Origin of the sequence: Rhizobium leguminosarum, from assembly GCF_019798305.1 — a bacterium.
In the GTDB taxonomy this organism is placed as follows: Bacteria; Pseudomonadota; Alphaproteobacteria; order Rhizobiales; family Rhizobiaceae; genus Rhizobium; species Rhizobium leguminosarum_U.
The window spans coordinates 33,272-59,707 of record NZ_JAAXDD010000012.1 but is presented as its reverse complement, the minus strand read 5'-3'; the positions used below and the strand labels follow the sequence as shown (position 1 = coordinate 59,707).

The 26,436-nt window shown below is 60.7% G+C and carries 29 protein-coding genes and 2 pseudogenes; 16 read left to right on the top strand and 15 right to left on the bottom strand.

The window, feature by feature from the left end:
• The first annotated feature begins 45 nt into the window (after positions 1 to 45).
• From HFO99_RS21545 to HFO99_RS21520, 6 genes are all read left to right on the top strand, one after another.
• A complete protein-coding gene (locus tag HFO99_RS21545; RefSeq protein WP_017967429.1) occupies positions 46 to 207 on the top strand; it encodes a hypothetical protein in 162 nt (53 codons plus the stop codon).
• A 381-nt stretch (positions 208 to 588) separates the two neighbouring features.
• Positions 589 to 879, top strand: a complete 291-nt coding sequence (locus HFO99_RS21540) for a hypothetical protein (protein WP_222307521.1) — start codon at positions 589 to 591, stop codon at positions 877 to 879.
• A gap of 40 nt (positions 880 to 919) precedes the next feature.
• Positions 920 to 1,336 (top strand): hypothetical protein, encoded by a 417-nt coding sequence (locus HFO99_RS21535; RefSeq protein WP_222332218.1) that lies wholly within the window; start codon positions 920 to 922, stop codon positions 1,334 to 1,336.
• 63 nt (positions 1,337 to 1,399) lie between these two features.
• On the top strand, positions 1,400 to 1,648 hold the full coding sequence (locus HFO99_RS21530) for a hypothetical protein (protein WP_222331912.1): 249 nt from the start codon (positions 1,400 to 1,402) through the stop codon (positions 1,646 to 1,648).
• Positions 1,649 to 1,827: 179 nt separating this feature from the next.
• On the top strand, positions 1,828 to 2,058 hold the full coding sequence (locus HFO99_RS21525) for a hypothetical protein (protein WP_222307515.1): 231 nt from the start codon (positions 1,828 to 1,830) through the stop codon (positions 2,056 to 2,058).
• Between the two features lie 134 nt (positions 2,059 to 2,192).
• A complete protein-coding gene (locus tag HFO99_RS21520) occupies positions 2,193 to 2,453 on the top strand; it encodes a hypothetical protein (protein ID WP_222363469.1) in 261 nt (86 codons plus the stop codon).
• A gap of 119 nt (positions 2,454 to 2,572) precedes the next feature.
• Here HFO99_RS21520 and HFO99_RS21515 read toward each other — a convergent pair whose 3' ends face one another.
• The gene (locus HFO99_RS21515) at positions 2,573 to 3,643 is read right to left on the bottom strand and encodes a LacI family DNA-binding transcriptional regulator (protein ID WP_222307512.1); all 1,071 of its coding nucleotides are present in this window, start codon (positions 3,641 to 3,643) and stop codon (positions 2,573 to 2,575) included.
• Between the two features lie 181 nt (positions 3,644 to 3,824).
• Between HFO99_RS21515 and HFO99_RS21510 the strand changes: the two genes are divergently transcribed.
• The 4 genes from HFO99_RS21510 to HFO99_RS21495 all read left to right on the top strand — a co-directional run bounded on the left by HFO99_RS21510 (position 3,825) and on the right by HFO99_RS21495 (position 8,094).
• The gene (locus tag HFO99_RS21510) at positions 3,825 to 4,652 is read left to right on the top strand and encodes an ABC transporter substrate-binding protein (protein WP_222247700.1); all 828 of its coding nucleotides are present in this window, start codon (positions 3,825 to 3,827) and stop codon (positions 4,650 to 4,652) included.
• A 90-nt stretch (positions 4,653 to 4,742) separates the two neighbouring features.
• Positions 4,743 to 6,278, top strand: coding sequence for an amino acid ABC transporter permease/ATP-binding protein (locus HFO99_RS33825; RefSeq protein WP_222247702.1), 1,536 nt, complete (start codon positions 4,743 to 4,745; stop codon positions 6,276 to 6,278).
• A 95-nt stretch (positions 6,279 to 6,373) separates the two neighbouring features.
• The gene (locus HFO99_RS21500; protein ID WP_222363467.1) at positions 6,374 to 7,510 is read left to right on the top strand and encodes an NAD(P)/FAD-dependent oxidoreductase; all 1,137 of its coding nucleotides are present in this window, start codon (positions 6,374 to 6,376) and stop codon (positions 7,508 to 7,510) included.
• Positions 7,511 to 7,584: 74 nt separating this feature from the next.
• Positions 7,585 to 8,094, top strand: a complete 510-nt coding sequence (locus tag HFO99_RS21495; RefSeq protein WP_222248103.1) for a hypothetical protein — start codon at positions 7,585 to 7,587, stop codon at positions 8,092 to 8,094.
• A gap of 23 nt (positions 8,095 to 8,117) precedes the next feature.
• Here the strand turns inward: HFO99_RS21495 and HFO99_RS21490 are convergent, their stop codons facing one another.
• On the bottom strand, positions 8,118 to 8,846 hold the full coding sequence (locus HFO99_RS21490; protein ID WP_222247706.1) for an endonuclease/exonuclease/phosphatase family protein: 729 nt from the start codon (positions 8,844 to 8,846) through the stop codon (positions 8,118 to 8,120).
• A gap of 169 nt (positions 8,847 to 9,015) precedes the next feature.
• Here HFO99_RS21490 and HFO99_RS21485 point away from each other — a divergent pair, with 169 nt between their 5' ends.
• Positions 9,016 to 9,978 carry a lysylphosphatidylglycerol synthase domain-containing protein gene (locus HFO99_RS21485; protein ID WP_222247708.1) on the top strand — a complete coding sequence of 321 codons (963 nt, stop codon included), beginning with the start codon at positions 9,016 to 9,018 and terminating at the stop codon, positions 9,976 to 9,978.
• Here the strand turns inward: HFO99_RS21485 and HFO99_RS21480 are convergent.
• Complete coding sequence (locus HFO99_RS21480) at positions 9,925 to 11,430, bottom strand: phospholipase D-like domain-containing protein (RefSeq protein ID WP_222363465.1); 1,506 nt, start codon at positions 11,428 to 11,430, stop codon at positions 9,925 to 9,927. The two genes, HFO99_RS21485 and HFO99_RS21480, sit on opposite strands and share 54 nt — an antisense overlap.
• 112 nt (positions 11,431 to 11,542) lie before the next feature.
• On the opposite strand from HFO99_RS21480, the gene HFO99_RS21475 reads away from it, so the two are divergent.
• On the top strand, positions 11,543 to 12,790 hold the full coding sequence (locus tag HFO99_RS21475; protein WP_222363463.1) for a DUF763 domain-containing protein: 1,248 nt from the start codon (positions 11,543 to 11,545) through the stop codon (positions 12,788 to 12,790).
• Between the two features lie 3 nt (positions 12,791 to 12,793).
• Here the strand turns inward: HFO99_RS21475 and HFO99_RS21470 are convergent, their stop codons facing one another.
• Both HFO99_RS21470 and HFO99_RS21465 read right to left on the bottom strand, forming a co-directional pair.
• Positions 12,794 to 13,711 carry a DMT family transporter gene (locus HFO99_RS21470; protein ID WP_168342446.1) on the bottom strand — a complete coding sequence of 306 codons (918 nt, stop codon included), beginning with the start codon at positions 13,709 to 13,711 and terminating at the stop codon, positions 12,794 to 12,796.
• Between the two features lie 265 nt (positions 13,712 to 13,976).
• Positions 13,977 to 14,693 carry an SDR family oxidoreductase gene (locus tag HFO99_RS21465; RefSeq protein WP_020047160.1) on the bottom strand — a complete coding sequence of 239 codons (717 nt, stop codon included), beginning with the start codon at positions 14,691 to 14,693 and terminating at the stop codon, positions 13,977 to 13,979.
• A 258-nt stretch (positions 14,694 to 14,951) separates the two neighbouring features.
• On the opposite strand from HFO99_RS21465, the gene HFO99_RS21460 reads away from it, so the two are divergent.
• Positions 14,952 to 15,764 carry an AraC family transcriptional regulator gene (locus tag HFO99_RS21460; RefSeq protein WP_261323265.1) on the top strand — a complete coding sequence of 271 codons (813 nt, stop codon included), beginning with the start codon at positions 14,952 to 14,954 and terminating at the stop codon, positions 15,762 to 15,764.
• 45 nt (positions 15,765 to 15,809) lie between these two features.
• Here HFO99_RS21460 and HFO99_RS33820 read toward each other — a convergent pair.
• Both HFO99_RS33820 and HFO99_RS21455 read right to left on the bottom strand, forming a co-directional pair.
• Positions 15,810 to 15,895, bottom strand: a pseudogene (locus tag HFO99_RS33820) (type II toxin-antitoxin system VapC family toxin); the annotation flags it as partial.
• A gap of 119 nt (positions 15,896 to 16,014) precedes the next feature.
• On the bottom strand, positions 16,015 to 16,944 hold the full coding sequence (locus HFO99_RS21455; protein ID WP_222363460.1) for a LysR substrate-binding domain-containing protein: 930 nt from the start codon (positions 16,942 to 16,944) through the stop codon (positions 16,015 to 16,017).
• A 10-nt stretch (positions 16,945 to 16,954) separates the two neighbouring features.
• Between HFO99_RS21455 and HFO99_RS21450 the strand changes: the two are divergent.
• Positions 16,955 to 17,972, top strand: a pseudogene (locus HFO99_RS21450) (YeiH family protein).
• A gap of 134 nt (positions 17,973 to 18,106) precedes the next feature.
• On the top strand, positions 18,107 to 18,292 hold the full coding sequence (locus HFO99_RS33970; RefSeq protein ID WP_409994942.1) for a hypothetical protein: 186 nt from the start codon (positions 18,107 to 18,109) through the stop codon (positions 18,290 to 18,292).
• Positions 18,293 to 18,484: 192 nt separating this feature from the next.
• On the opposite strand, the gene HFO99_RS21440 is transcribed toward HFO99_RS33970, so the two are convergent.
• Positions 18,485 to 18,688 (bottom strand): cold-shock protein, encoded by a 204-nt coding sequence (locus HFO99_RS21440; protein ID WP_018480679.1) that lies wholly within the window; start codon positions 18,686 to 18,688, stop codon positions 18,485 to 18,487.
• Positions 18,689 to 18,800: 112 nt separating this feature from the next.
• Entirely contained in the window at positions 18,801 to 19,421 is a 621-nt protein-coding gene (locus HFO99_RS21435) for a hypothetical protein (RefSeq protein WP_222363691.1), read from the bottom strand.
• A gap of 315 nt (positions 19,422 to 19,736) precedes the next feature.
• On the opposite strand from HFO99_RS21435, the gene HFO99_RS21430 reads away from it, so the two are divergent.
• Positions 19,737 to 20,183, top strand: coding sequence for a GNAT family N-acetyltransferase (locus HFO99_RS21430; RefSeq protein WP_222247747.1), 447 nt, complete (start codon positions 19,737 to 19,739; stop codon positions 20,181 to 20,183).
• A 14-nt stretch (positions 20,184 to 20,197) separates the two neighbouring features.
• Here the strand turns inward: HFO99_RS21430 and HFO99_RS21425 are convergent, their stop codons facing one another.
• From HFO99_RS21425 to HFO99_RS21400, 6 genes are read right to left on the bottom strand one after another with little or no spacing between them, the layout of a single operon-like run.
• Complete coding sequence (locus HFO99_RS21425; protein ID WP_222247748.1) at positions 20,198 to 20,941, bottom strand: ABC transporter ATP-binding protein; 744 nt, start codon at positions 20,939 to 20,941, stop codon at positions 20,198 to 20,200.
• A complete protein-coding gene (locus tag HFO99_RS21420; protein WP_222363458.1) occupies positions 20,938 to 21,792 on the bottom strand; it encodes an ABC transporter ATP-binding protein in 855 nt (284 codons plus the stop codon). Before HFO99_RS21420 ends, HFO99_RS21425 begins: the two co-directional genes overlap by 4 nt.
• Positions 21,789 to 22,724, bottom strand: coding sequence for an ABC transporter permease (locus HFO99_RS21415; RefSeq protein WP_222363456.1), 936 nt, complete (start codon positions 22,722 to 22,724; stop codon positions 21,789 to 21,791). Before HFO99_RS21415 ends, HFO99_RS21420 begins: the two co-directional genes overlap by 4 nt.
• A 4-nt stretch (positions 22,725 to 22,728) precedes the next feature.
• Entirely contained in the window at positions 22,729 to 23,826 is a 1,098-nt protein-coding gene (locus tag HFO99_RS21410; protein WP_222363454.1) for an ABC transporter permease, read from the bottom strand.
• Between the two features lie 6 nt (positions 23,827 to 23,832).
• Complete coding sequence (locus HFO99_RS21405; protein WP_222363452.1) at positions 23,833 to 25,419, bottom strand: ABC transporter substrate-binding protein; 1,587 nt, start codon at positions 25,417 to 25,419, stop codon at positions 23,833 to 23,835.
• A gap of 42 nt (positions 25,420 to 25,461) precedes the next feature.
• Positions 25,462 to 26,412 carry a dihydrodipicolinate synthase family protein gene (locus HFO99_RS21400; RefSeq protein ID WP_222331929.1) on the bottom strand — a complete coding sequence of 317 codons (951 nt, stop codon included), beginning with the start codon at positions 26,410 to 26,412 and terminating at the stop codon, positions 25,462 to 25,464.
• Positions 26,413 to 26,436 lie beyond the last annotated feature (24 nt).

Here is a 26,436-nt window from a genome sequence, read left to right as displayed (position 1 = left end):
CGTGGTCCCTCCGCATCACATGACCAATATGATGGAAAACAGACCATGACGACCGCATTCATTCTTGTTGCATTGGCTCTCATCGTCATCTTCGCCGGCCCGACGTTGCTGTTTATCTGCGTCGGTTATGCCGACTATATGCTTGAGCGGCGCAAACATCTGATTGCGCTGAAGCATGCCGTGAAGCGTCGCAGCGATGAGCTGTAGCGGCTGCGGCGGATGCCGCTGCCGACTCGGTCCTGGCGCCAGCACCGCCGGGGCGCTCATGCTGCGTGCGGATTGTTCTTCCTGCAGAGTCCCTCGTTCAAATCCTATTCTTTCATCAGTGCGATTCCTGATTTAACACCGCTGACAAGTTCCGGCGCCTTGGCGCCCTTACGGATCGTCGATTGCGCTGCGCCAGTCAGCGATCCGCAACAGCGTATCTCCTTTGCTGACCAAGCTACGCGATGACGTGGTTGTTCCGGTTCAATCGGGAGCCTCGCCTGTCTCATGTCTCAGGCAAATTCTGGAACAAAGTCCCTCAACCCTGGTTACCTTGGCGAAAGACGAGCAACACTCGGGGGACAGGAAGCAGTGAAGGTTCCGATGCAGCTAAGGATAGGATTTGCGCTGGTTTTCGCGCTTGTGCTGACAAGCTGCACGACCAGTGCAGGCGGTTATTCGTCGTCAGGCCTCGCTCCCATTCCTGGCAGCATCACTTATAGCGGCCAGCCCCGCACCAAGTTGACGAAGTCGCCCGCAGGTTCGTCCTTCCCCCACACCTTCACCGATCAATGGGGACGCGAGGTTGAGGAAATCTACGTCATTCAGCCTGACCGGAGCTTAGTCATCGCGCAGCGCCATTACCGCCCGGTTTTCGCGCTCGACGACGACTAAACGAGCATTCCCGCTCGAGAGATTAGGAAGGAGAATGATTATGCCGCCCCGCAAAAACACGGAAACGAAAACACTCGACACCAAGGGAGCCAAAATTGGCGAACCCGTGCCGAAGGCCATCATTGATACAAATACCGCCTCCGTCGGCGTTCCACGGCAGGCAGAGTCTGATCTGCACGAAGACCTGAGCGCGTTGCGAAAACAAATCGACGCGCTCCAGCAGCGGGTAGCCACTGCCGCCCAATCGGCCAAGGGGAATGCCGACGACGCAATGCGCCAGACGCGGGCGGTGGTGAAGCGTCATCCAGTCTCGACATTGGTCGCGGTGGCGGCTGTATGCGGCGCATTCGCGCTTATCCTCGCCGGACGTCGCGCAGAGCCGCCGCGGCGCTATCATTATCGGTCGGCACTGGACGATTTGCGCGACCTCTATGACTCGGTCCGCGACCGGCTCTAGCAAGATTTCAGGATTGCGAGAATCATCGATATGCCCGACGCTCCATCATCAGCGAGGCATTACATGTTCGATATTATCGTGAGAAGTGCACTTGATATCGTTAGGCAGACGGAGCGTCTGATCGAGGCGATGCGGCGGATGCTGCAGAGTGAAGAGTTTGACGAGGTAGAGGTGTACGAGCTCGACTATGAGATCGAGCGACTCGGAGACGTTGTTTTCAACGTGGACGAGGCCGTCCGCTCGCTGGTCCGCTCGGCAGAATATTCGCTAAGAGGTGCCCACGTGCACGCAATCTGCGGAACGTTGCACTGACGGCTAATCGCCAGGCTTCCGACCGACGGCTTATGAGACCCTCGGCCTGGATTTGAATATCTCGATTCTGCGTGTCACGCCGATGTCACGCGACCGTCGCAGCAATATGTGCTTGATAGGCGCCGTTGGGCTCAGACCATCGGTCGGGCCGAAATTGCTATTGTTGCTGAGGCATCGCGATGACCTTGAAATCTACCGGGCTGGAAATTGGCCCCGACGAATTCATTTTTCCGGTTCACACCCGAACGATTGCACAGATCAGGTACGATATTCTCAATCAGGTCATGACCGTAGTCTATCACGATGGTCGTTCGCGCACGACGACTGGCATACAAGGCCCCGCAATGCTCAGGATTCTTGCCCAGCGTCCAGTGGAGCGCTCTCCGTTTCTGTTGCAGACCGTCATCTGATGCGGGAAAGTCATCGTCGACCGTTTTCGGTCGAATCCGAACTGGCTTCCGCGGCTTAAATCACCATAGTCGTGCATCCATTTCCCGCGGCCTGCGTTCATCCTCCAACTGCCAGACACATGGAGGGAACACCGATGACCTTTCCACCACCGAAGGCCGAATTTCCCGCGCAACGCTTCGAAGAAGCGACCGCTGCCGCACGCGACGCTTTGGAGAGGGTGATCGCAGCCGCCAATGAAGCCGGATGGGGCACTGAAGAAATCACCGCGGCACTGCTTAAGGCCGCGCAGTTTCTGAGCGATGCCAACAAGAGAGATCCCGATCCGGCCGACGACCCCTCAATCAGCGATGCACCCGCCAGGGAGCAGATTGGTCATGGCGAGCTCTACGATTAGAGCATGCTGCCGAAAGGTGTGAGCGGTTTTCGGACGACATCATGCTCCAAATATTTAATTTAGAACGGGATGATATTAGGCCCAGCCGGGCCTAATATCATCCCGTTCTAAAGGAGATCTCACCGGCTGATCGTCGCGACGGAGCCGCGCACCACGAGGCTCGTGCTGACGCGCAGGTGTTCGACGGCAAGTGGCGCGCGTTCGATGCGGGCGATAAGCCGCTCGCCGGCGAGCTTGCCCATCTCGTAGACGCGCTGGTTGACGATGGTGATCGGCGGAACGGTGACGCTGGTCCAGTCGGCGTCGAGAAACGAAATCATCGACACGTCGTTGGGGATCGACAGGCCGAGCGATCGCAGCGATTTGAAGATGCGCAAGCCCACGAGGCTGTCTGAAGCCAGCAGTGCCGTCGGCGGAGCACTGTCGGAGAGCAGGCGTTTGATCACGCCGTCCGTGTGATGCTGGTCCGTGGCGCCGAGCCTGACATAATGAAGAGGGTTCGGCAAACCCGCCTCGGTCAGGCTGCTGACAAAACCTTCGACGCGTTCGCGCACGGCGGAATTCGAGATCCGCTCGAGAACGGTGAGCCCGCCGCCCTCGTCATCCATGGCCGAGACGTAGGCGAGGCGGCGATGTCCTTGCCCGATCAGATACCGGGTCGCCACGATGGCCGCATCCCGGTCGTCGCCGGTCACGGCGTCGGCTTCGAGTTCCGGGATGGCCCGGTCGAACAGGACGAGTGGCACGCCGGCGCGGCGGACGTGCTGGAGATGATCGATGCTGTCGCAGCGGGCTGGCGTCACGATCAGGCCATCGACGCGTTTGCCGATAAGGAGGTCGACGGCTGATTTTTCCGCAGCGAGCTCTTCGCCTGAATTCGCGATGATGACGTTGAAGCCCGCAAGACGCGCCGCATCGCTGATGCCGCGCACCGCCAGGCTGAAGAAAGCGTTTTCGATATCGCCGACCACGACCCCGATGATGCCGGATCTTCCGGTGCTCATGCTTCGGGCGAGTTCGTTTGGGCGGTATTCGAGGGCGGCGGCCGCCGCAATGACCTGATCTGTGATCTTGGCGCTGACCACGCCGTAGCCGCCGAGAACGCGGGCGGCCGTCGCCTTCGAGACCTTGGCGGCCTTCGCGACGTCGGCGACCGTGACTGCACGTTTCGGATGGGCGGAATCTTCCATGAGCCGAGGACTACAAGAGTTGTTGACGACCGGTCAATTGACAGATATCAAATATGTTGTGAGACCGGTCTCTTTAGACGGGAGACCGGTATCTTGTCCAGAAGTCTCTGCCGCAATGTGCGGTGGAGCAGGGCGACAGACGATGCCGACAAGAGCATTCCTTTCAGAGCGGAGAACGACGATGAAGCCTTTTGAATCACTTCCGGCCATCATGGCCCCGTTGCGGGCCGGCCTTTTGACATGCCTTCTTGCGATCGGGGCAGGCTCTGCGGCCGCCGCCGACAATCCCTATAACCTGATCGAGCCCGGAACTATCAGCGTTGGCACGATGGGTGATTCAAAGCCCTATACGTTTGCGACGGCGGACGGCCAGTTCACGGGTTTCGATATCGAGCTGTTTCTCAACGTCGTTTCCCGCCTCGGCTTTCAAAAAGACAAGGTTACGTTCACGGGCCAGGAATTTTCAGCACTCCTGCCGTCGGTCGCAAACGAAAGGTTCGACGTTGCCGTTGCCGCGATCGGAACCACGGAAGCCCGCAAGAAGACCGTCGACTTTTCCGATGGCTATCTTGCCGGTTATCTCTCCGTCCTGACCCCGGACGCCGGCATCAAGGATGCCGATGGCCTCAAGGGCAAGCGTCTCGGCGTCGTGCAGGGAACCTTGCAGGAAGTCTATGCAGCCAAGAATTTCGGGGGAACCGATCTGGTGAAATTCCCCGACAACAATTCTGCCGTGGCGGCGCTCAACAACGGAACGGTCGATGCGCATTTTCTCGACTACGAGGCGGCCAAGCAATATGGCGAGCGCTATCCCGCGCTGAAGGTTGCCGTGAATATACCGTCCTTTGATGCGCCTGCTGGCTTCGTCATCCGAAAAGGAAATGATGCCTTCCGCACGGCGCTGAACGGCGCGCTTCACGACGCGATGCAGGATGGCACCTGGAAGACCCTTTACGAAAAGTGGTTCCCCGGCTCACCGATGCCGGAACAGTATCTTCCCAAGAAGTGACGCCGTAAGCCGCCCGCTCATGGCGGGCGACTTACCAAGGCTCTGCCGGACGGCGGCGTCTGCGCCGGGAAAGAATTCATGGGGATCTGAATGAACTGGCTTGAAAATCTGCGCCGCAGCTTCCTGGACTGGGACGCCATGGCGGAAGTTCTGCCGAGCATGATCAGCGTCGGCCTGAAGAATACACTGATCCTGGCAGCTGCCTCGACCGTGCTCGGCGTCGTCATCGGGATGGCGCTTGCCGTGATGGGTATCTCGCAGTCCCGCTGGCTGCGGCTGCCGGCGCGCATCTATACCGATGTTTTCCGTGGGCTTCCGGCGATCGTCACGATCCTGATCATCGGCCAGGGTTTTGCCCGGATCGGGCGCGAGATCTTCGGTCCGTCGCCATTTCCGCTCGGCATCCTGGCGCTCAGCCTGATCGCCGGAGCCTATATAGGCGAAATCTTCCGGTCCGGCATTCAAAGCGTCGAGCGCGGCCAGATGGACGCCTGCCGGGCGCTCAGTATGAGCCATGGGCAGGGCATGCGCCTGATCGTCATTCCACAAGGCATCAGGCGGGTTCTGCCGGCGCTGGTCAATCAATTCATCGGAAACGTCAAGGATTCCAGCCTTGTCTACTTCCTGGGATTGCTCGCTTCCGAGCGGGAGATCTTCCGGGTCGGCCAGGATCAGGCCGTCGTCACCGGCAATCTGTCACCGCTGCTGTTGGCGGGCGTCTTCTATCTCGTCATCACCGTGCCGCTGACCCACTTCGTCAATTATATCGATACGAGACTGCGGTTGGGAAAACAAGGTCGCGGCTCGGGTGCTGCAAGCGGATTGGTCGAGGTAAGCGAGTTGCAGGCCGCTTCCGGCCCCCATCCCACGGGCACGGTCGAGGAGAGTACGCCGCGCTTCAAAGGCGGCGTCCTGAACATCCGCGACCTCACCATGGCCTATGGCGATCTCAACGTGCTGAAGGGTGTCGATCTCGATATCGCAGCCGGTACTGTCACCTGCATCATCGGCCCTTCCGGCTCGGGCAAGTCGACGCTGCTGCGCTGCATGAACAGGCTTGTCGAGTCCAAGGGCGGCGACATCCTGCTCGATGGCGAGAGCATCCTGGCGATGAAGCCGGAGAGGCTGCGCCGGCGTGTGGGCATGGTGTTCCAGCACTTCAACCTGTTTCCCGACCACACGGCACTCGAGAACGTCATGCTTTCGCTGACCAAGATCAAGAAGATGCCGAGGCGGGAGGCGCGGCGCATCGCAGAGGCGCGTCTGGCCGATGTCGGTCTCGCAGAGCGTCGGGATCATCGGCCCGCAGGCCTGTCTGGTGGGCAGCAGCAGCGCGTCGCCATCGCCCGCGCGCTGGCCATGGATCCGGAGGTCATGCTCTTTGACGAAGTGACGAGTGCGCTCGATCCCGAACTGGTGAAGGGCGTGCTCGACCTGATGGCCGCCCTCGGCCGCCAGGGCATGACGATGGCCGTGGTGACGCACGAGATGGGATTTGCGCGCAGGGTGGCCGATCAGGTCGTCTTCATGGATGAGGGCCGCATCGTCGAGGCAGGCTGTCCGCAGCAAATCTTCGACAATCCCCGAAGCGAGCGGCTGAAGCGCTTCCTTGCCGAAGTTCTCTGAAGCGCCTGAGGCAACGAATGGCGCCCCGGTCGCCCTCACGCCCGGCGTGCCGGATTTCAACCGATCCAGCAAGAGCAGACAACAAGGTCATCGACATGAATGCTTCCACCAAACCTTCGAAGGTCGTCGTCATCGGCGGCGGCATCTTTGGCGTCTCAACCGCTGTGCATCTGGCACGGCTCGGAGTCCGTACCGTGCTCATCAATGACGGCCCGCTTGCCAACGGCGCCTCCGGCCGTTCGCTCGCCTGGCTCAATTCGGCGCGCAAACGCACCGATGCCTATCACAAGCTGCGGTTGGCCGGCATAGATCGCTACCGCACGCTGGCCGTCCGGAATCCCGACGCGCCGTGGCTGCGCTTCGACGGCGGCCTGACCTGGGATGCGGACGATGCCGGCAACGAGATTGCCGAAATCTTCGACTATGAACGCGACCTCGGCTATCACGCGCAATGGCTCTCCCCGGATGGAATTGCTGGGGTAACGCCGGGTGTGGACGCCAGTACTGTGACGCGCCAAGGCGCGATCTTCAATCCCGGGGAGGGCTGGGTCGATCTTCCGTCCTTGATCGGCGTGCTCGCACAGGAATTCCGCATGCTGGGCGGCGAGATCATCACGGACGCGGGTCGCGCGACGGTCGACGTCGAAGGCGGGCGTGCCCGTGGCGTGATCACGGCAGACGGCATGCGCCGCGATGCGGATGCCGTGCTGCTCGCTGCCGGCGGCGAGGTACCGGCAATCGTGGCCGAGGCCGGTCAGCATATCGGCGATGCAACGCCCGTCGCGCTTCTCGTCCGGACGAAGCCGATCCGCCACCCGCTGAAGGCCGTGCTCAACACCCCTCGCGTCGCCATCCGGCCGACGCCCAGCGGCGGCTTCGCGCTTGACGCCGCCTGGTCCGAAGAAGAGGTGAGCGTGAAGCCCGACGGCAGTTATGATGTCAGGCAATCGACGCTGGAAGGATTGCTGCGCGAGGCCTCAAAAGTTCTCGAACGCAATCCAGCGCTGGAGGTCAAAGATTATGGGGTCGGCCCGAAGCCCATTCCGGGCGACGGCGATCCGGTCTTCGGCGAACTGCCGTCGATCGCGGGTTATTTCGTCGCCTTCAGCCATAGTGGCGCCACACTCGGCCTGATTGCCGGCGAATTGCTGGCAGACGAGATCGCCACCGGGCACCGCCATCCCCTGCTGGCGGACTTTCGGCCAGAGCGTTTCGGCGCGTCGCGAAGATGAAGGCAGCAGCAGAGGCCGATGCATCCTTCTGAGCCGTCGAGCGTTCTATTGCCAGGAACAACTGGAGACGCATGATGTTCAAGGACGAACTTGGGGACACCGCAACAAACAAGGATATGCGCGACGGTGTAGAAACCGCGCCGGCCTCCTTCGAAGAGGCGAGCATCAACCCTGATCTTATCAGACCTGAGGGTTTCGCCAGCGAGGCCGAATATCGGGCATATATTGCGACGCTCGGCGGTGGTTATGCTTCCGTTGGAGACACCGTCGAGGAGCCCCTCCCGAACTACGAGGGTCATGTCCTGGAAGGCCGTCTGCAAGAACTGAGAGAAGAACTCGAAAACCTCCGCGCTCGCCTTCACGTGATCCAACATCAGGCCGCGACCGTCGTGACGGAAAACGTTCGATGGGCCGATGCCAGCGCCCATGCGCAGCTCGGCAATCAGCCTTGGCTCAAGCTGGCAGGTGCAATGGCGGCGACCTTCGTCGTCACGCGGGGCATCATGCGGTTGCCTCTGGGAGCGGTGGCGACGACGGCGCTGCCGTTGGTGGCGGCGGCGGTGAACCGGAAATTTGCCCGGTGAAAATCGTCAGCGTCGATGACGGATCAGGCGAAGCCGATTTCGGCGAGCAGGGGCAGGTGGTCCGATGCGATCCTTGTCAGGCGGTTTTCCAGGACCGCCGCCTGTTTGACGATGAGATCGTCAGTGACGAAGATGTGGTCGAGGCGCATCAGCGGGTAGCGCGACGGAAAGGTCGCTTTCGGCGCGGCGCCGCCTGCGACCTGGGCGTCTTTCAATGACCGCGCGGCCAGTCGGTAGGTCGCCGAGGAGGGAATGGCGTTGAAATCGCCGCAGAGGATGGTTGGAAGAGGCTCATCCGCCGTGCCGCGCAGCCAGCCGGGGTTCAGCAATGTCGTCATCTGCCGGATGCGTTCGCGGCCACGAAGGCCGAGATGGGTGTTGACGACCAGCAGTTTTCTGTCGCCGACCATTATTTCGACGGAAATGGCGCCGCGCTGTTCCCCGATGGATGGCAATGGTCCGGCCTTGACCGCACCTGTCGGCAGCGAAGTGATGATCGCATCGCCATACTGCTCCTCGGCAATCGACAGCGCCGGATGGAAATGAGCCTGCATCTTCAAAAGCGAGGCGATCGCATGGGCCTGGTCAACACCGCCGGTCCTGCGCCGGAGGACATCGACCTCCTGAAGAGCGACGATATCAGCCTTCGCCTCGGCGATGACAGAAGCGATGCGGCCGGGATCGAGCTTCCGGTCGCCGCCGATGCAACTGTGCACGTTATAGGTCAGGAGTTTGATTGATTGATCCGGCATAGGCCCCGCTGAACTCGTTCCCCCAAGATATAGAACTTGTCCCCCGGGGGAACACAGAACTCGTTTGATCGTTCCGGATAATCGAGCCTGAAGCGCCGCGCATCTTCGGACGCACAAATGACGCTTTAGCTTTTTCAATCCTCGTATCGCGCTTCGGAATGGATAATCGATGAGCTGGAAAAGCATAATCTGGAATGGACTGCTGGTTGCCGCCCTTTGTCTTGCGGTCTTCCTTCTCTATCGGATCTTCCAACAGTACAGCCTGGATGAGATCGTCCAATCGGTTCGCAGCATTCCATTCTTGACCTTCTGCACAGCGCTTCTGTTTACCGCGGCATCTTATCTCTGCCTCAGTTGCTTCGACCTCCTGGCGATCCGCTCGCTCGGCAAATCCTTGCCATACCGGAACATTCTGCTTGCCTCGTTCGTCAGCCTTTCGCTCGGCCACAATATCGGCTTTGCCGGGTTAAGCAGCGGCGCCTTCCGCTATCGGTACTATTCGCGTTGGGGGCTGACGACGGAAGACGTGACGAAAGTCATCTTGTTTTGCGGTGTCACCGTGGGGCTCGGGCTCATCACGCTCGGCGGCCTCGCCATGATTATCAATCCCGGCGATGCCGGGCGCCTGTTGCGCATCGATCCTGCAAGCGTCCGTGTCTTCGGTTCACTGGCGCTGATCGTGCCGGTCGTCTATGCGTCTCTGGCGTTTTTCGTCCGCGGCACGTTGCGGCTGTGGCGCTGGTCGTTTCAGCTGCCGCGATTTTCGATCGCGGTTGCCCAGGTCGGAATTGGGACGATCAACTTCATGTTTGTCTCCGCCTGTCTGCATCAGATGCTTTCCACCTTCGGTGACGTGGCCTTCTTCAGATCGGTAACGGCTTACGTGCTCGCCAATTCGGCGATCATCGCAACGCATGTTCCGGGCGGTCTCGGCGTGCTCGAGGCGACTGTCTCCTATGCCGTGCCGAAGGAGGCGTCGATCGGCGCGCTGCTTGCGTTCCGCTGTGCCTATTTTTTCATTCCGCTGGCGCTCGGCGCTGCTCTCCTCATTGTCAGCGAAATGATCTTCCGGCGGAAATCACGCAGGGCGGATGAGGAAGCGGACGAGCGCGCCGAGGCCCAGTCGGTCTAGGAGTGCGAACGGCCGAGCCGGATCGAAGAGGCCGGTGCCCGGGATCGGTGAAATGCTGCCCGACAGCTCGACGGCGAATTCCCGCAAACCCCGTGGCCCGTCGTTGAGTGCGTCGACCGCCTCGATCACCGAGCCGCTTCGCATGAAGGCTGCGGCAAAGGACTCCGTGGCGATGCCGAGATATTCCGCCAGAAGCCGGTTGCGCAGATCAGCGATCGCGCGGCGGTGCTCGCCCTTGTCGGCCTCGAACAGCATGTCGCATTCGCAATCCAGCCCTTCCGAGCGATTGTTGAGATTGGAGGAACCGATGCGGATCAGCTCATCATCGGCAATCATCAGCTTGGAGTGGATGAGCACCTCCGCCTCGTTGTCCTTTTTCGGCACTGGCCCGGGCACGACGGGATAGTAGACGCGCAGGCGGGCTGCGCGATCGGCGCGTTTGAGGCGGCGGATGACGCGGTCGCGATTGCCGCCCATGACGATCTTTTCGATCAACCCGTGAGAGCTCCGCGTGCAGATGATGATGACTTCGGGCCCGTCCTCCTCCTGCAGCCGCGCGGCAATGGCGTCGGCGACGCGGAAGGAGGCGAGATATTGTGCCTCGATGTACAGCTGCCGTCGCGCCCGGGCGATGACGGCCAATGTCATGGCGATGCCGTCGCTGATGCCGGTGCGAAAAGCGGTCGACGGTTCGGTCAGCGCCAGGGTGACCGGGATCTCCTGCATGGAAACGGCGAGATTGGCGGGCCAGGTGAAGGGAACGCTCTCGGTCAATGGCCGGTGGCTTTCGCCCGTGGCTCTCTCCCAGCGCCGCCTGGCGATGTCGCCGATCATCCGGGCGGCATCGCCGGTGATCATCGCCTGAACGTCATGCAGAGGATCGTAAGGCACGCCACCGGGGTCGCGCCGCCACCTGTCCATGACGCGATGGCGCCTTGTGTCCCATCGCCGCGACGTCAGATCGATGCCGCCGATGAAGGCGACGGCATCATCAATGCAGACGAGCTTTTGATGATGGCAGCCGCGCACGGTGCCTGGAAGGTCGAAGCGCAGATCGATCCTGGCATTTTTTGGAAAATCCTTCTTCCGAAGCAACTGGATTGATTTATCCGAATAGATCGGTCCGAGCGCCCAAACGAGGATGCGTATTTCGAGGTCGGGATTCGTCGCCACTGCGGAATGCAGCAGGTCGGCCAAGGTTTCTTCGGATTTTTCGGGCTCGATCCGAATGTCGGGATGGAAATCCCACCCAATGATCCACGCCGTGCGTCGCGCCTGCCGCAACGCACGCGCCAGTTCTGAGAAATAGCGGTTACCATTGATCAGGAAAGCGGCCTTTTCCGCATGTCCTTGCAGGCGCCATGCCATCTTTTCCTGTTTTTCGCCGCCCGGATGTTGCGCTTTTGTTCGGGTCAGGTACGATTGATCGGGCATGGTTTCAAATGCGGTCATGTTTGCCTCAGCCTCTCGACGGAGAACAAACGCCTGGAATTACACCGGGTTCCCGATCGCAGGACGCGGCAGTCGCAATGGGCGGCCCGCCATACAGGATTGACACAGCGAAATGTCACAACGAGCAGGCAGCGCCGATCTTCCCCTTCACGGGGGACGCGTGCCGCATTGGCTGGGCGACCGAATGACGCGGCTCGGGACGCTGATCACCGAGGCGGTCGTCCATCACTATGGCCGCGACGAGTTTTTGCGCAGGCTGGCGCATCCCTTCTGGTTCCAGTCCTTCGGCGCGGTCATGGGCATGGACTGGCATTCCTCCGGCATCACCACCAGCGTTCTCGGCGCGCTGAAACGCGGGCTGAAGCCGCGTGCCGGCGAGCTCGGCCTGCATGTCTGCGGCGGCCGCGGCGCGCATTCGCGCAAGACCCCGCAGGAGCTCGTGTCGATCGGCGAGCGTGTCGGTCTCGACGGCGAGGGGCTCGCGACCACGAGCCGTCTCATCGCCAAGGTCGACAGCGCCGCCCTTCAGGATGGGTTCGATCTTTATCTGCACGGGTTCATCGTCGCCGATGACGGCCATTGGGTGGTCGTGCAGCAAGGCATGAACGGCGACAGGCGGCAGGCCCGGCGCTATCACTGGCTGTCCGAAGGGCTGGAGAGTTTCGTCGACTCGCCGCATGCGGCAATCGAGGGAAGGAGCCAGGGCGAGATCGTCAACCTCGCCGACCGGCGCGCCGAACGCTCGCGGCGCGGTCAGCTCGACCTGCTGGCGACCCTCGGTCCCGACCGGATCATCCGCGAAGCCGCCGCCCTGCTGCGTGCCGAAGGGCCGGCGCCGGAACCTGCCGAACAGCCGATGCTGCCGCACCTGATCATGCCCGCCCATCACGATGTCCGCGAGAGCGACGTCAACATGCGGCGCCTGCATGGAAATCTGGCTGCCGCGGCCGACCGCGGGCCGGCGGATTTCGAAGAGCTGCTGCTCGTTCCAGGCGTCGGCGCCCGCACGGTGAAGGCTTTGGCGCTGGTGGCGGAAGTTGTCCACGGGGCGCCCTGCCGTTTTTCCGATCCGGCGCGATTCTCGATCGCCCAAGTCGGCAAGGACCGCCATCCCTTTCCGGTCCCGCTCAAGGTCTATGACGAGACGATCGCCGTGATGAAATCGGCGGTGCAGAAGGGCAGACTCGGACGCGAGGAGGAGTTGCAGGCGCTCAAGCGCCTGGACGATCAATCCAGGCAGATGGAACGCTATGTGACAGGTCCCGACCTCAAGGAAATCATCGCCGGCGAATTCCGCCAATCCGCCGATTTCGGCGGCCGCAGCGTCTTCGGCTGGGAGGAGCCGGAGACCCAGAGTTAGTTTTCAATGGCCGTCGGGCGGAACCGCTTCGGCCGGAACCGTCTCCTTCAGATTCTTCCGGTGGAAGATGAAGAGCCCCGCCACGACGATGATTGCGGCGCCGATGATGATCTGTGCATCGGGAATATCGTCGAAGAAGAGGTAGCCGAGGACGATCGCCCAGAGCAGCAGCGTATATTGCAGCGGGGCGAGCAGCGATGCCGGTGCGAGCTTCAGCGAGCGCGTGATGAGCAGATGTGCGCAGGTGGCAACGATGCCAAGCAGCAGCATGCCGGACCAGTCGATGAGCGTTGCTGGCTGCCAGTGACCGATGCTCAGGACGATGCCGGTGACGAGCGCCGCGATCGTCTGCCATGTCACCAGCGTCGTGTCGCTGGTCGAGCGCAGATAGCGGCTCATCACCAGCGACAGTGCAAAGGCGAAACTCCCCGCAAGGCCAAAGAGCGATGGAAGCGACAGCATCGCCGTGGACGGACGCAGCGCGATGACGACGCCGGCAAAGCCGATCAGAACGGCAAGCCAGCGGCGCCAGCCGATCTTCTCCCCGAGAAAGAAATGCGAAAGCGCTGCGATATAGATCGGTCCGGCCATATAGAAGGTCATGACGTCTGCGAGCGGCAGATAGGTGACGGCGGCATAGAACAAGGCGACATCGCAGGTCGCCATGAAAACACGGATGAACTGCAGGCCCTTCTGCTCGACGCGGAACAAGGCCATCGGTCCTTGCCGGAGGATCATTGGTCCGAGCACGATGAAAGCGCCGACCGAGCGGATCACCAGCACCTGGCCGACGGCAAAGCTGGCGACCAGCCATTTGCCCATTGCATCGTTCAGCGCAAAGAGCAGATCGCCAATCAGCATCAGCACGACGCCTGTTATGATCAGGTTTCCGGCATCGGCTACGCCAGTCTTGGTCGTCATCTTTGGCATCCTCGCAAAACGGCCGCGCATGCGCGGCCGAGTGCGGCTTCTGCCTTAACACTGCCGATGTCAATGGTCAGTTTGAAGCGCCTGTACCCGAATTTGTCATAGGGGTATGGCGAGCGACCGTCTTCGTTCACCTTGACCGACAGCTTACCTGTCTTCTGATCGGGGCGCCGTGACGTACAGTCGTGGAGCCGGCGATTAAATTGGCCGTCTTTAGGAAAAGGGCGCACCGCCGCCCGCCCTAAACATTAAGTCAGGCTCACCAAGGTAGCGTGCCCTTGTCATTGATGAAGGCACCCGTCTGGCCGTCGTTCGCGACTGCAAGCTGGACGATGATCTCAGCCGCCTGCTCGACCGTCCGATAGCCTGTATTGCCGTTAAAATCGGTCTTCGTGTATCCGGGATCCGCGCTGTTGACCCTGATGCCGAACGACGCGAGGGCCTTGGAAAACGACACGGTTACTGCGTTGAGGGCCGTCTTCGAGCTGTTGTAGCCCAGACTGTTCACACCATAGAATTCGCTCTCCGGGTCTGTCAGGGCGCCAAGCGAACCGAGCTCGCTGCTGACGTTGACGACATTGGCGGAACTCGCTGCTTTGAGCAGAGGCAGGAAAGCTTGCGTAATTCGAATCGGCCCGAACACGTTGATCTCGTAGACCTGGCGGATGTCGTCTACGGTCTGATCCGCCGGGTCGATGAATGCTCCGGGTATGCCCGCATTGTTGACCAGTGCGTCGAGTTTGCCGTCTTCCTGTCTGACACGATCCGCGGCTGCCTTCACACTTGCGTCGTCCTCGACGGCAATTTCAAGGAAGCGCACATCGTGACCCTGAGCTCGCAAAGTTTCCGCCGCACTCTCACCGCGCCCCGCATCGCGGGCACCAAGCCAAACACGATAACCCATTCCCCCGAGCCGTCGAGCGGTTTCAAAGCCGATGCTCTTGTTGGCGCCGGTGATCAATGCATTCTTCAACATGGTGGTTCTCCATTCTGGTTGCCCGTCCAATATGAGCAGGCGCCTTTCCGGCCGCGTGCCAAATTCTATTGAACTCTTGCCTAATCCTGCCGAAAGACTTGCGCGCGTTGGAGGAGGGTGCAATTTAACAGCATGGACAATGTGGGCGAAGAACTAAGGTCCTTGATCGAGAGGCACTCGCGTGGCGGTCGTACGACGACCGCCATTCCACGCGTCGGTTTGCAAAGAGCAGAACGCACGACTGAGCCGACGGCAGGCATGACGGAGCTTGTCATATGCTTGGTGTTACAAGGCGCCAAGGCAATCACTTGCGGCGAGAGCGTATTGCACTATGGAGCGGGCAGCTACTTCGTGGCCTCGGTCGAGGTTCCTGTCTTTGGCAGAATATCCGAAGCGAGCCTCCAGAAGCCATTTCTCGGCGTCGGGTTCAGCTTTGACGCCCGTAACATCGCCGACCTTCTGATTGAGATGCCTGATGTTCACGATCCGGAATTCTTGTGTGGCCTCGGCGTGAGTCCGACCGATCCTCAGCTCGAGGAAGCGTTTCTACGGATGATGCGACTTCTCGATAGGCCAAACGAAATTTCCGTCATGGCACCAATGATCGAGCGGGAAATCCTGTTCCGCCTATTGCGGGGACCGCAGGGAGCGAAGCTGCGGCAGATCGCACAGATCGACGGCCGCCAGTCTCAGGTCAGGCGGGCGCTCGCCTGGGTTCGCGAAAACTTCACGGAATCTTTCAAGGTCGAAGATCTGGCGCGGATGACGGGAATGAGTGCTTCGGTGTTCCACCGCCATTTCAAGGCGGCAACGACCATGACGCCCATCCAGTATCAGAAGCGGTTCCGTCTCCATGAGGCACGCCGTCTGTTACTCGAGACTCCGGGCGACGCCGCCCGCGTCGCTTTCGCCGTCGGCTATGAAAGCGCATCCCAATTCAGCCGGGAATACGGGCGGCTGTTCGGACTTCCGCCCGCCCGCGACGCAAGCCGGCTTCGCGCGAAACCTATTGCGCCGGTGACGTCGGACGCATCAGACGATGCGGTGACAAGTTTCGGACGCGCAACCTAGCGAGCCTCGTGATAGTATTGCTTCAGGATTTGGCTGGCACGTCATCCATAAGCCCGCTCGCTGATCAAGGAGCACCGATGCCAGCAAGTGGGCATCCATGAAGCCATGCCCATGTTGAAAACGTCATGACGTCGTGCGTGGCGACCACCACAATGCCATGAAGCAGCCAAGCCGTTCCCGCGGGCGTGGAAGAGTACCGCTGACGCGCCTTTGAACAGCAACGACAAAGACCTTCGGCGGCTTGGATCAGCTAGAGCGCCCAGTCCTCCCCATTTTTGACTTCGGCAGCTTTGTCCTCGCGGCAAATGGTTTCCAGCGCCAGCGAGGCACGACTGGAGTGCCTTTGTTTATGCCGCAGGATTGCAAATTGGCGGGATGGCAGAGGGAAGCGCGCCTTTACCAGCAGGCCTTGCGTCAAGAGTGGTGCTGCCACGGCTCCCGAAACGACTGTCGCGCAGAGGCCCTCTCTTGCCGCCGATATGACCGCCTTGTTCGATGGCAGTTGCAGCGCGACAGCCAGATCTGCGGGGTCTATGCCGAGATTGGAAATCGCCGCCTCGAAAGCCGACCGGGTTCCGGACCCCTTTTCCCGCATGACCCATTTCGTGCCTGAAATCAGGTCCGCCGGCGCAATTGGTTTGCCACGCGCCCAGGGATGACGGGGACCGACGACGACAAGGAGTTCGTCCTCGGCAAGCGGCTGAACATTCAGTGCCGGCTCGTCAACGCTGCCTTCGACGAAGCCGACTTCAGCCAATCCATCGAGGACCGCTTTTGCCGCCGTGGTCGTGTTGCCAATCATCAGCTTCAGGTCAATGCCCGGGTAGCGGATCTTGAAACGCATCAGCATCGCCGGTAGCCAATAGCTCGCGATCGTTTGGCTTGAAAAAACGACAAGCTCACCCTTTTGCAGGCCGCCGAGGTCGGACAAGACGAGCGCTGCGGCCTTTGCGCGCGCCAGCGTCGCTCTAGCCTCCCCCATAAACACCCGTCCTTCATATGTCAGCTCTATGCGGCGTCCGACGCGATGGAAAAGCTTCACGCCGTAGGAGGTCTCGAGATTGCGGATAGCCGAGCTGACGGCCGATGGCGTCAGCCCGATCGCAAAGGCGGCTTTGGTCAGATGCTCGCGTTCCGCAACCGCGACGAAAATGGAAAGCTGTTCAAACGTCCTCCGCAAGGTTTTGCCAATGCTCGTTTCCGCCTCGCGTTCCCTGTCGCTTCCTGCCGGGACTCGTCCTGTGTGCGGCAGTCACGCTCTCTGTGTATGTCGTTGAGCAGCTACAGATGATGATTTTCGGCTCGCATTGGATCGAGAGCCTTGTGCTAGCCATTCTGATCGGCATTGCCGTGCGCTCTTCGGTCTGCCTGCCGCAGACCTTCATTCCGGGCACCCAATTCGCCGCCAAGACCTTGCTCGAAATTGCGGTCGTGCTGCTCGGCGCCTCGCTCAGCACGGCTGCCATCAGGCAGGCTGGACTGCCGCTTGTCGGCGGAATTGCCGTTCTGGTTGCTCTGTCTTTGGCCGGTAGCTTTGTTGTCGGGCGGCTCTTCGGGCTGCCGGCCAGCCTGGCGACGTTGGTTGCTTGCGGCAACTCGATCTGCGGCAATTCTGCAATTGCCGATGCAGCGCCGGTGATCGGCGCTAAACCCGACGATATCGCGGCCTCGATAGCCTTTACCGCACTGCTCGGCATCGGTGCAGTGCTGACGCTGCCGCTTCTCCACCTGCTCTTTGGTCTCAGCGCCCTACAATATGGCGTTTTCGCCGGGCTGACGGCCTATGCCGTCCCGCAGGTCTTGGCGGCCACCGCCTCTGCCGGAGTCGTCAGCACTCAGGTGGGCACGCTCGTCAAACTGATCCGCGTGATGATGCTCGGACCCGTCATCCTCGTGCTCGGTGCGGTTCATGGCCGCCGTCCTGGCGGTTCGCCAGTCAAGCTCCGCCATGTTCTCCCATGGTTCATCCTCGGTTTTGCAGCCATGGCGACGCTTCGTTCCCTCGAAGCGATCCCGGCACTACTGCTGCCCGGGATAGCGGCGGTCTCCGCCGCCTTCACCGTCACCGCGATGGCCGCTTTAGGCCTCTCGGTCGATGTCAGATCCGTCGCGCATACCGGCAGTCGTGTCCTCGCCGCGGCAACGCTGTCGCTGTTGGCGCTAGGGGCTCTTGGACTTTGCCTGATCGGGCTGCTGAATGTCGTCTGATCGATCATGCCGGACGGACGCCTCTTTCAATATGATACCCCACAAGAAATCTTGCGCGTCCCGTCAATGAATTTGTCGAGAGTTTCCTAGGTCACCACCGAGCCATAAAAAGGTTGAGCTTGATTGGCGTGTCGATGATCATGACCACCGCTCCGGAACGGTCTAGCGCCGATGCCGAGATCGCCGCCGACGCCACGGTTCACGACGCCTTGGCGCTCATCCTCTCCGGTGAGATACCGGGGCTGCATGTCAGAGCCGCCGATGGGACGCTTGCGGAATATTTGTCTCGTGACACCTTATTGCGCGCCAATCGGCTGTAGAGCAACTCCGGCATATTGCGGAGCGGTCTTGCGCCCGGAATTGCGCAGAACAAAACGATAGAGCGTTTTTGTGACACGCGGAAAAGCGGAAACGCTCCGGCTGGAGTCGTTTGCGGAACAGGGCGACATCGCAGGTCGCCATGACGACGAGCCCAACCTGCTCACGCAGGCTGGGCCATCTTCGGTTTTCGATCAGATGGTCGAGACGTTCTCAGCCTTCGATTTTCCGGTCTTGCGATCCTGTCCGACTTCGAAGCTGACCTTGTCGCCTTCGCGGAGCGACCCGCCGCTTTGCAGCGCAGACACGTGAACAAAAACGTCCTGCCCGCCACCCTCAGGGGTGATGAAGCCGAAGCCCTTGTCGTCATTGAAGAATTTAACGGTACCTGTCGGCATGAGATAACTATTTCCTTGTATCGTTCAGCGATTTGCGAAGGCGAAACTATAGCTTCGGGGCTTCTCTATCAACCCTTTAGCACGCCGGCGGCTCTTTGAATGCAAAAAGATATCAGCTCCGGCGAAGCTCAATGCGGCTGGTAACAACCGATCGACCTGTAGCGGGGTCGGTATCGACGGTTGTGAGGCGCATGCCCGACGCCCCGGTTTTTTCGATCGTCATCTGCGCAAGGCGATCGCCATTAACTTCTTTCGCCCATCTGATCGCGAGGCTTATGGCATTACCAGCGCGCTTTCCGCCAAGACCCGCAGTGCCAGTGCCCGCACCCACGTAGGAGCCGGTGTAGGTATCACCGCTGGCCTTGAGGTTAGCGCTGATGACGCGGGAAAAAACGACAAGGCTGGTGCAGCGCCCGTTGAGTGCAAGGGAACTCGCATTCGCGTCCGACTTGAAACGGCAAGTGACTGTCATGGTGGGTGCATTTGTCCGTACTTTCACCGTACCCTTACCGCTCCAATTTCCCGCCAGTGTCTTGAGGAAGGCAGACTCGTCTGCTTTGACGGCGCCGGCCATGAACATTGTCGCCGTTGCAGTGGCAATGGCGCATGCAAAGACCTTGATCGTCTGAGTAACTTTCGGGCCGCGTAACATCCGCATGACGACGCTCGTCTGATCGAGGAGGAGGGTGTCATATAACCGCTCGGCGGTGAATTGGTTCCGTATGGGACGTATTCGCTCGCCGCAGCGCACGCGTTTTCAACAGGATCAACCTACCAATGCTGCGGTTTACCGAAAAAGGGGATGCTGCCTGCGCTCGAAGAGTTCCGTCCAGCCCCGCCTGGGATCTTGCGGCTTCGCGCGGGGTGGAAATAGGGCATTTTCAATGCTGGGCTCAGCCGGGCGGACTGGCCCGGACCTGTCTGGGGCAGCAGCGATCTTACCTTTTCAGGGACAAGCGCGGAGAAAAACCTGCGGATGCAGGCAACATACCATTGCGAAACCGATAGCCTTCGGCGAATGTCACCTCACGTAGCGTGAGACAAGTTCATGACATTTCGGATCGAGCGTCTGGTTCAAGAACACATTGGCGGTGCGGCCGTCGTATTGGTAAATGCCTACGCCCTGCCTCCGTGGAACGAGAGCTGGTCCCTTGAAGCGGCTGCAGAAAATGTGACCTATGTGCTTGAAACTCCGAGGTCAATTGCACTTGCGGCAGTTGACGGAAGCAAGGTGCTCGGCATTGCGCTCGGGATACGACAGCGGCGCCATACCGGCCCCGTCATTTATCTGGACGAGCTTTCTGTGCAGCCCGACGCACAGGGTCAGGGAATTGGGACCGCTCTGATTTCTGCAATGTTCGAAACAGCCACAGCTGAAGGATGTAGCAGCGTCTGGCTGATCTCAAAGCGGAGAGGGGCGCTGTCGGAGTTCTATCAGCGTTGCGAATTTGCGATGAGAAGCGACCTTAGCCTGTATTCTAGATCGAGCGGATAAGGCTAGATCGAAAATTACGCCTTTCCATACATCCGGCTCGCCCGCAGCAAGCGTTGCGAATAAGGATGTTCGACCGCACTTCTTCGCAAGGCACCGACATCGACCTGTTCGACGATCTCGCCCGCTTCCATGATGGCGACGCGGCTGCACATGTGGGAGACGACGGCGAGATCATGGCTGACGAGCAGATAGGTCAGACCGCGATTGGTTCGCAAATCCTGGAGGAGATTGAGGATTTCGGCCTGAACGGACACGTCGAGCGCCGATGTCGGTTCGTCGAGAAGCAGAACGTCCGGATCCAGCATCAGCGCGCGGGCGATCGCGACGCGCTGGCGCTGGCCGCCGGAGAGCTGGTGCGGAAATCTGTAGCTCAGCGCCGGGTCGAGGCCAACCGATCTCAGGACTGCGTTCACGTCGACGGAATTCGTGTCCAGCCCCTGGTTGCGCAGCGGTTCTTTCAGCTGCGAGCGGATGGTCTTGCGGGGATGGAGCGATCCATAAGGGTCCTGGAACACCATCTGCACCCGGCGGAAGAATGGCCGGCTGCGCCGTTGATTCAACGGCTCGCCGTGGAGCTCGATCCGGCCGTCATAGTTAGCGTTGAGGCCGGAAAGCGCCCTCAGGACAGTGGACTTCCCGCAGCCGGACTCGCCGACCAGGCCGAAAGCAGTTCCCCTTTCGATGGCGAAGCTTACGTCTCGGACGACAGGCCGCTGCCCGGGTCCGAAACGGACCGTAAGATTGTCGATTTTAATCACCGCGGCGGCTCCAATGCGAATTCTTCAAGCCAGGCCGGATCTCGTTTCAGGATCGGCAGCCGGGCAGGGGGATCTTCGATCGTCGGCAGGGATGCCAGCAACCCTTGGGTATAAGGATGGCGGGCCTTGTCGAGATCGCACGCCTCGAGCACTTCCACCACCCGCCCCGCATACATGATGAGGACGCGGTCGCAGAAATTCCGGATGAGATTGAGATCATGACTGATGAAGATCAGCCCGAGATTGCGGCGCAAGACGAGTTCATCGAGCAGGGCCAGGATCTCGAGCCTCACCGTCACATCGAGTGCTGACGTCGGTTCGTCGGCGATCAGCACTTCGGGTTCGGCAATCAACATCATGGCGATCATCGCCCGCTGGCCCATGCCGCCCGAGATTTCGTGCGGATAAAGGCGGGCCACGCGCTCGGGATCACGGATCTGGACGGCTTCGAGCATGTCGAGGGCTTGGCTGTAGGTCTTGCTCTTGCTCGTCCTCGGATGATGGAAGCGGTAGGTCTCGGCAATCTGTTCGCCGATCCGCATGACGGGATTGAGCGAATATTTCGGATCCTGCAGGATCAGGCCGATCCGCCGTCCCCTGATCGTCATCATCGTTTTTTCGGTCGCCTTGAGCAGATCGACGTCGCGAAAGCGCATCCGCTCGGCATTGATGATCGCGGTCGGCGGCAGCAGCTTCATGATGGCGCGGCCAACGGTCGACTTTCCCGATCCGGATTCACCGACGATCCCGAGCTTTTCCTGTCCAAGCGAAAAGCTGACGCCGCGCACGGCACGCACCTGTCCGCCGCCGAAGGCGATTTCGAGGTTCTGAATATCGATCAAGTCCGTCATTCTGAACCTCGGGGATCGAGAACATCGCGAAGGGCATCGCCGACGAGGTTGAAGGCGAGGCTGACGAGCGCAATGGCAATGCCGGGTGCTGCGATGACCCAGGGGCTGTCGAGCATGAATTCACGTCCGCTGGCGGCCATCGACCCCCATTCCGGCCATGGCGGCTGCGCGCCGAGGCCGAGGAAGCCGAGACCGGCGGCAGTGATGATGATGCCGGCCATATTGAGGGTGACGCGGACGATCACCGAGGGAATGCACATCGGCAGGATGTGACGAGTGATGATCGCGAGTGATGTCGCGCCTTGCAGGCGCACGGCGGCGATGTAATCCGCCTTGCGAAGGCTGAGCGTCTCGGCGCGCGCAAGACGCGCGATCGGTGGCCAGGCCGTCAGTGAAATCGCGATGATTGCATTGGTGATGCCCGGACCGAGCGCTGCGGCAAAGCCGAGCGCCAGCACGAGGCCGGGGAAGGAAAGAAAAATATCGGTGACGCGCATCAGGATTTCATCGACGATGCCGCCGAAATAGCCTGAGACAGTGCCGATCAGCAGGCCGAGCGGGGCGACGATGACCGTGACGAGCATGATGATGTAGAGCGTGGTGCGGGCGCCATAGATCACACGGGAAAAGACGTCACGGCCGAAATTGTCGGTGCCGAGCCAATGGCTCGCCGATGGCGGGGCAAGCCGCCCGGCCATGTCCTGAACGATCGGATCATAGCTCGTCAGCAGGGGTGCGGCCAGCGCCACGACGATCAGCACTACGATGATGGCCAGTCCCGCCAGGCCAAGCGGGTGCAGGCTGAATTTCCGCCAGCCCTGATGAATTTGCTGCACCGACGACTGAAACCAGTCTCGCGGTTCCGGCGCGAGCAGCCAGTTGCGAAGGCCGCCGGTGTTAGCGCTGTCTGCATGCTCAGAGGAGATCGTCATGGCGTCACCGTGTCCTCGGATCAAGAATGCGATAAAGGAAGTCCGACAGGATGTTGATCGTCAGGAAGACGGCGCCGATCGTCAGCACCGAACCCATGACCACGTTCATGTCGTTCATCTGCAGCCCCCGGGTCAGGTACTGGCCGAGCCCCGGCCACCCGAAGACGGTCTCGATCAGCACCGCGCCTTCGAGCAGACCGCCGAAGGTCAGCGCCATGATCGTCAAAAGCTGCACGCGGATGTTCCTGAATGCATGGCGCCAGACCACCTTGCGGGTGCCGAGCCCCTTTGCCCGCGCCGTGATGATGTATTCCTGGCTCAGTTGCTCCAGCATGAAGCTCCGCGACATGCGGCTGATATAGGCAACGGAATAGTAGCCGAGGATGGCGGCCGGCAGGATGATGTGGCCAAGGGCGTTGTAAAACACGTCCCATTGGCCCTGAATCGCTGCGTCGATCAGGAGAAAGCCCGTCATCGGCGTGACGAGGCCTTCATAGAAGACATCGATCCGGCCCGATGCGCCGACGAGCTTCAGCTTCGCATAGAAGATGAAGAGCGCCATCAGTCCGGTCCAGAAAATCGGGACGGAGTGGCCGGCAAGGGCAACGATCCGCGCGATGTGGTCGATAACGGTTCCGCGCCTGACCGCAGCGGTGATCCCTAAAGGAATACCGACGATCGCCCCGATGATCATGGCGATGATCGCAAGTTCGATCGTTGCGGGAAAGATCGTCGTCAGATCGGTGAGGATCGGCTGGCCCGTCGTCGCCGACATGCCGAGATCGCCTGTGGCGATCTTGCCGACATAGGAGAGGAACTGCATCCAGATCGGCTGCCCAAGACCCAGCTCGTTATAGACGCGATCGTAAACCTCCTTGCTGACTTCCGCCCCGGTGATTGATAGCACCGGGTCGGCGGGCAGCAGGCGGCCCATCGAGAAGGTCAGGAAGAGCAGGCCGAGCAGCGTCGTCACGACGGCCACAACGCGTCCCGCCAGGCGTCGCAGCAGGCTCAGTGCCGGGTGCGGGGCCGCCTCGGCGAACCCACCCGCCGGGGAGTACCGGCTGCTCCCCCCCTTCGATGTCATATCGGCGCTCGCCACGGCGTTCTACTCCTTGGTCACGTCGTGCCAGCGCGTCGACCATGTCGTATGTCCGTGATAGCCCTTGACGTTGGCGCGCATGACATAGGGGTCGGTTCGCTGGAAGAAGATGACCAGCGGCGAAGCCATGCCGGCATAGATGCCATCCATCTTCTTGAAGATGTCGGTGCGCTTTTCCGTGTCGCGCTCCTTCATCGATTGGTCGATGAGCGTGTTGAGCTCGTCCACCTTCATGCCCGTGCGCCAGAGGTAATAGCTGCCGAGGCGTGCCTCGTCGCTATTGTCGGGGTTGAAGGCATATTGCGTGGCGACGGCGAAGGGATCGGGCAGGCGGGCGCCGGAATTGCCGAGCAGCACTTCGAATTTGCGCTCGCGGAAGGCGGGCGTGAATTCGCCGGGCACGAGATCGAGATCGATGCCGGCGGCGCGGGCACTTGCCTGCAGCGCTTCGGCGAAGGGCAGGGTCGGGGCTCCCGACGGATTGAGCACCTTCTTCAGGCCATTGGGATATCCGGCCTCCGCCAGCAATTGCTTGGCCTTGGCGGGATCGTAATCGTAGTGCGAGGCAGCTTGCTCAGGGGCGCCGATCATGCCACGCGGGATCATCGACTGCCAGGGAAAGCCGGTATGGCGCATGATGTTGCCGGAGATCGCTTTCCAATCGAAGGCATGCTGGAAGGCCTCGCGAACCATCGGCTTCTGCAGATCCGGGTCCTTCTGGTTGAGGGCGATGTAGTAGAAGCCGAGACCGGGGACATTCTCGATGACCATGTCCTTCTTGCTGGCGAGCGCATCGAGGTCGCCGCTTGCCACATACTGACCGACATCGACGTCGCCGGCTTCGAGCTGAAGCCGGAGATTGCCGGATTCCGGGATATGACGAGCGACGACGCGCGCCATGGCCGGCTTGCCGTCCCAATATTTCGGCTGCGCATTGAAGATCGCGACATCGTTCGGCCGCCACTGTGCCAGACTGAATGGGCCGCTGCCGGCGGAATTGGCGGAAAGCCAGGCGCCGCCGAAATCGCCGTTCGCCTCGTGCGACAGCACCGTCTTCTTGTCGACGATGCCGATCGACGAGCCCGCCAGCGAATAGAGCACCAGATCGGTATTGACCGACTGCGGCAGCTCGATCTCGAGCGTGTGTTCGTCTTTTGCGCGAACGAGCTTTTCGACGTTTTCAGGCGTGAAGCCCCACAGCGCGATGTCGGTGGAACCGACCTGTCCCATCTTGATGACGCGCTGGATCGACCAGGCCGCATCCTCGGCGGTCACCTTGTTGCCGCTCTGGAACACCGCGTCGTCGCGTAATGTCAGTGTGATGATCTTGCCATCCGCCGAGACGCTCCATTGCGTCGCGAGCATCGGCTTCAGCGTTTTAAGATCGTCCGGCGACAGCTGCACGAGGTTGTCGTAGAGGTTAGAGATCAGCTCGGAAACCGTACGGGCATTGTTCTGGGCCGGATCGAGCGTCCTTATACCGGTGAGATTGGTGCCGATCACCAGCATATTGGGCGGCGACGCCGCGAAGCTGGGCTGCGCCGTCGTCAGGGCGCCGGCAATTGCGATCGTTGTCAGTACTTGTCTCAGCATCTCAAGACCTCCCAATCCTGTTGTTTATGGATAGTGTCGAAATCAGCCGGCCGCCTTTACGGCCGGCTGGTCTGAATGAGTTTGAATGTCGCCTTCGGCCTCCCAGCCTTGAAGCAGCCGATGAAGCTCCTCGCGGTCATGCTGGTCGAGCTGTGGCAATCCCGGCACGCGCACGGGACCGACATCGAGACCGGAATAGGTGACGGCTTCCTTGACGACGGTCACGTTCGCGCCATTGCGGAATTTGGTCCGCATCCGCTCGAATGGTTCGAGCTTGTTGACAATCGCCCTGGCCGCGGCGAATTCGCCTTTTTCGAGCGCAGCGTGGACGGCAAGCGAGAGCTTCGGCGCGACGTTGACGAGGCCGGACGTGAAGCCGCGGGCGCCGGCTGCGGTAAATGTCGGCGCCCAGCTCTCCGCTAGGCCGCAAACGAACAGCGCGCCTCCGGGATCCGCCGCCGGGATCGCTCTGGACAGCAGCATCAGATCGGTCGTGGCGAACTTGATGCCGACAACATTGCCGTGATTAGCGAGGCGGACGATATCGGCGACGGCGAAACCATCCGCCCTGACATAGGCGATAAGCGGCAGGGCGGAAGCATCTGCAAGATTGCAGAAATAGTCGATCTGGGCCGCAGGTGCTGCGAAGGGATCGACGGGCTGATGCGACATGACGGCGGATGCGCCGATCGTCGCCGCATCTTTCGCCATGCCGATTGCCTCGCGCAGCGATCGGCCGATTGCCGCCGTCACCGGCGCCTTGCCGTTGACGCCTGAAACCGCCGCCTCATGGACGATCCTGATTTCCTGCGGCGTCAGAGCATAGAATTCCCCGGTATTGCCGGCAGCGACGATGTTGTGAATGCCCGCTGCCGCGACCCGCTCATAGACTTTCGCCGTGATCCGGGGTTCGACTTCACCTTTGCCGTCATAGGCGGTGACGGGAACACCCGATACGCCTGTAAGCGCCTTGCGCATGGTTGCGATGCTCATCTTTCTTCCCCGTTATCTTTCCAT

Bases quoted from the DNA above. Each gene is read 5' to 3' on its own strand.
- HFO99_RS21440 (WP_018480679.1), bottom strand. From the start codon at position 18,688: ATGCCGACAGGTACCGTTAAATTCTTCAATGACGACAAGGGCTTCGGC.
- HFO99_RS21485 (WP_222247708.1), top strand. From the start codon at position 9,016: ATGAGCTGGAAAAGCATAATCTGGAATGGACTGCTGGTTGCCGCCCTT.
- HFO99_RS21405 (WP_222363452.1), bottom strand. From the start codon at position 25,419: ATGCTGAGACAAGTACTGACAACGATCGCAATTGCCGGCGCCCTGACG.
- HFO99_RS21460 (WP_261323265.1), top strand. From the start codon at position 14,952: ATGACGGAGCTTGTCATATGCTTGGTGTTACAAGGCGCCAAGGCAATC.
- HFO99_RS21415 (WP_222363456.1), bottom strand. From the start codon at position 22,724: ATGACGATCTCCTCTGAGCATGCAGACAGCGCTAACACCGGCGGCCTT.
- HFO99_RS21515 (WP_222307512.1), bottom strand. From the start codon at position 3,643: ATGGAAGATTCCGCCCATCCGAAACGTGCAGTCACGGTCGCCGACGTC.
- HFO99_RS33970 (WP_409994942.1), top strand. From the start codon at position 18,107: ATGATCATGACCACCGCTCCGGAACGGTCTAGCGCCGATGCCGAGATC.
- HFO99_RS21470 (WP_168342446.1), bottom strand. From the start codon at position 13,711: ATGACGACCAAGACTGGCGTAGCCGATGCCGGAAACCTGATCATAACA.
- HFO99_RS21400 (WP_222331929.1), bottom strand. From the start codon at position 26,412: ATGAGCATCGCAACCATGCGCAAGGCGCTTACAGGCGTATCGGGTGTT.
- HFO99_RS33825 (WP_222247702.1), top strand. From the start codon at position 4,743: ATGAACTGGCTTGAAAATCTGCGCCGCAGCTTCCTGGACTGGGACGCC.
- HFO99_RS21465 (WP_020047160.1), bottom strand. From the start codon at position 14,693: ATGTTGAAGAATGCATTGATCACCGGCGCCAACAAGAGCATCGGCTTT.
- HFO99_RS21525 (WP_222307515.1), top strand. From the start codon at position 1,828: ATGACCTTGAAATCTACCGGGCTGGAAATTGGCCCCGACGAATTCATT.
- HFO99_RS21535 (WP_222332218.1), top strand. From the start codon at position 920: ATGCCGCCCCGCAAAAACACGGAAACGAAAACACTCGACACCAAGGGA.
- HFO99_RS21475 (WP_222363463.1), top strand. From the start codon at position 11,543: ATGTCACAACGAGCAGGCAGCGCCGATCTTCCCCTTCACGGGGGACGC.
- HFO99_RS21540 (WP_222307521.1), top strand. From the start codon at position 589: ATGCAGCTAAGGATAGGATTTGCGCTGGTTTTCGCGCTTGTGCTGACA.
- HFO99_RS21490 (WP_222247706.1), bottom strand. From the start codon at position 8,846: ATGCCGGATCAATCAATCAAACTCCTGACCTATAACGTGCACAGTTGC.
- HFO99_RS21500 (WP_222363467.1), top strand. From the start codon at position 6,374: ATGAATGCTTCCACCAAACCTTCGAAGGTCGTCGTCATCGGCGGCGGC.
- HFO99_RS21420 (WP_222363458.1), bottom strand. From the start codon at position 21,792: ATGACGGACTTGATCGATATTCAGAACCTCGAAATCGCCTTCGGCGGC.
- HFO99_RS21545 (WP_017967429.1), top strand. From the start codon at position 46: ATGACGACCGCATTCATTCTTGTTGCATTGGCTCTCATCGTCATCTTC.
- HFO99_RS21510 (WP_222247700.1), top strand. From the start codon at position 3,825: ATGAAGCCTTTTGAATCACTTCCGGCCATCATGGCCCCGTTGCGGGCC.
- HFO99_RS21530 (WP_222331912.1), top strand. From the start codon at position 1,400: ATGTTCGATATTATCGTGAGAAGTGCACTTGATATCGTTAGGCAGACG.
- HFO99_RS21480 (WP_222363465.1), bottom strand. From the start codon at position 11,430: ATGACCGCATTTGAAACCATGCCCGATCAATCGTACCTGACCCGAACA.
- HFO99_RS21520 (WP_222363469.1), top strand. From the start codon at position 2,193: ATGACCTTTCCACCACCGAAGGCCGAATTTCCCGCGCAACGCTTCGAA.
- HFO99_RS21495 (WP_222248103.1), top strand. From the start codon at position 7,585: ATGTTCAAGGACGAACTTGGGGACACCGCAACAAACAAGGATATGCGC.
- HFO99_RS21430 (WP_222247747.1), top strand. From the start codon at position 19,737: ATGACATTTCGGATCGAGCGTCTGGTTCAAGAACACATTGGCGGTGCG.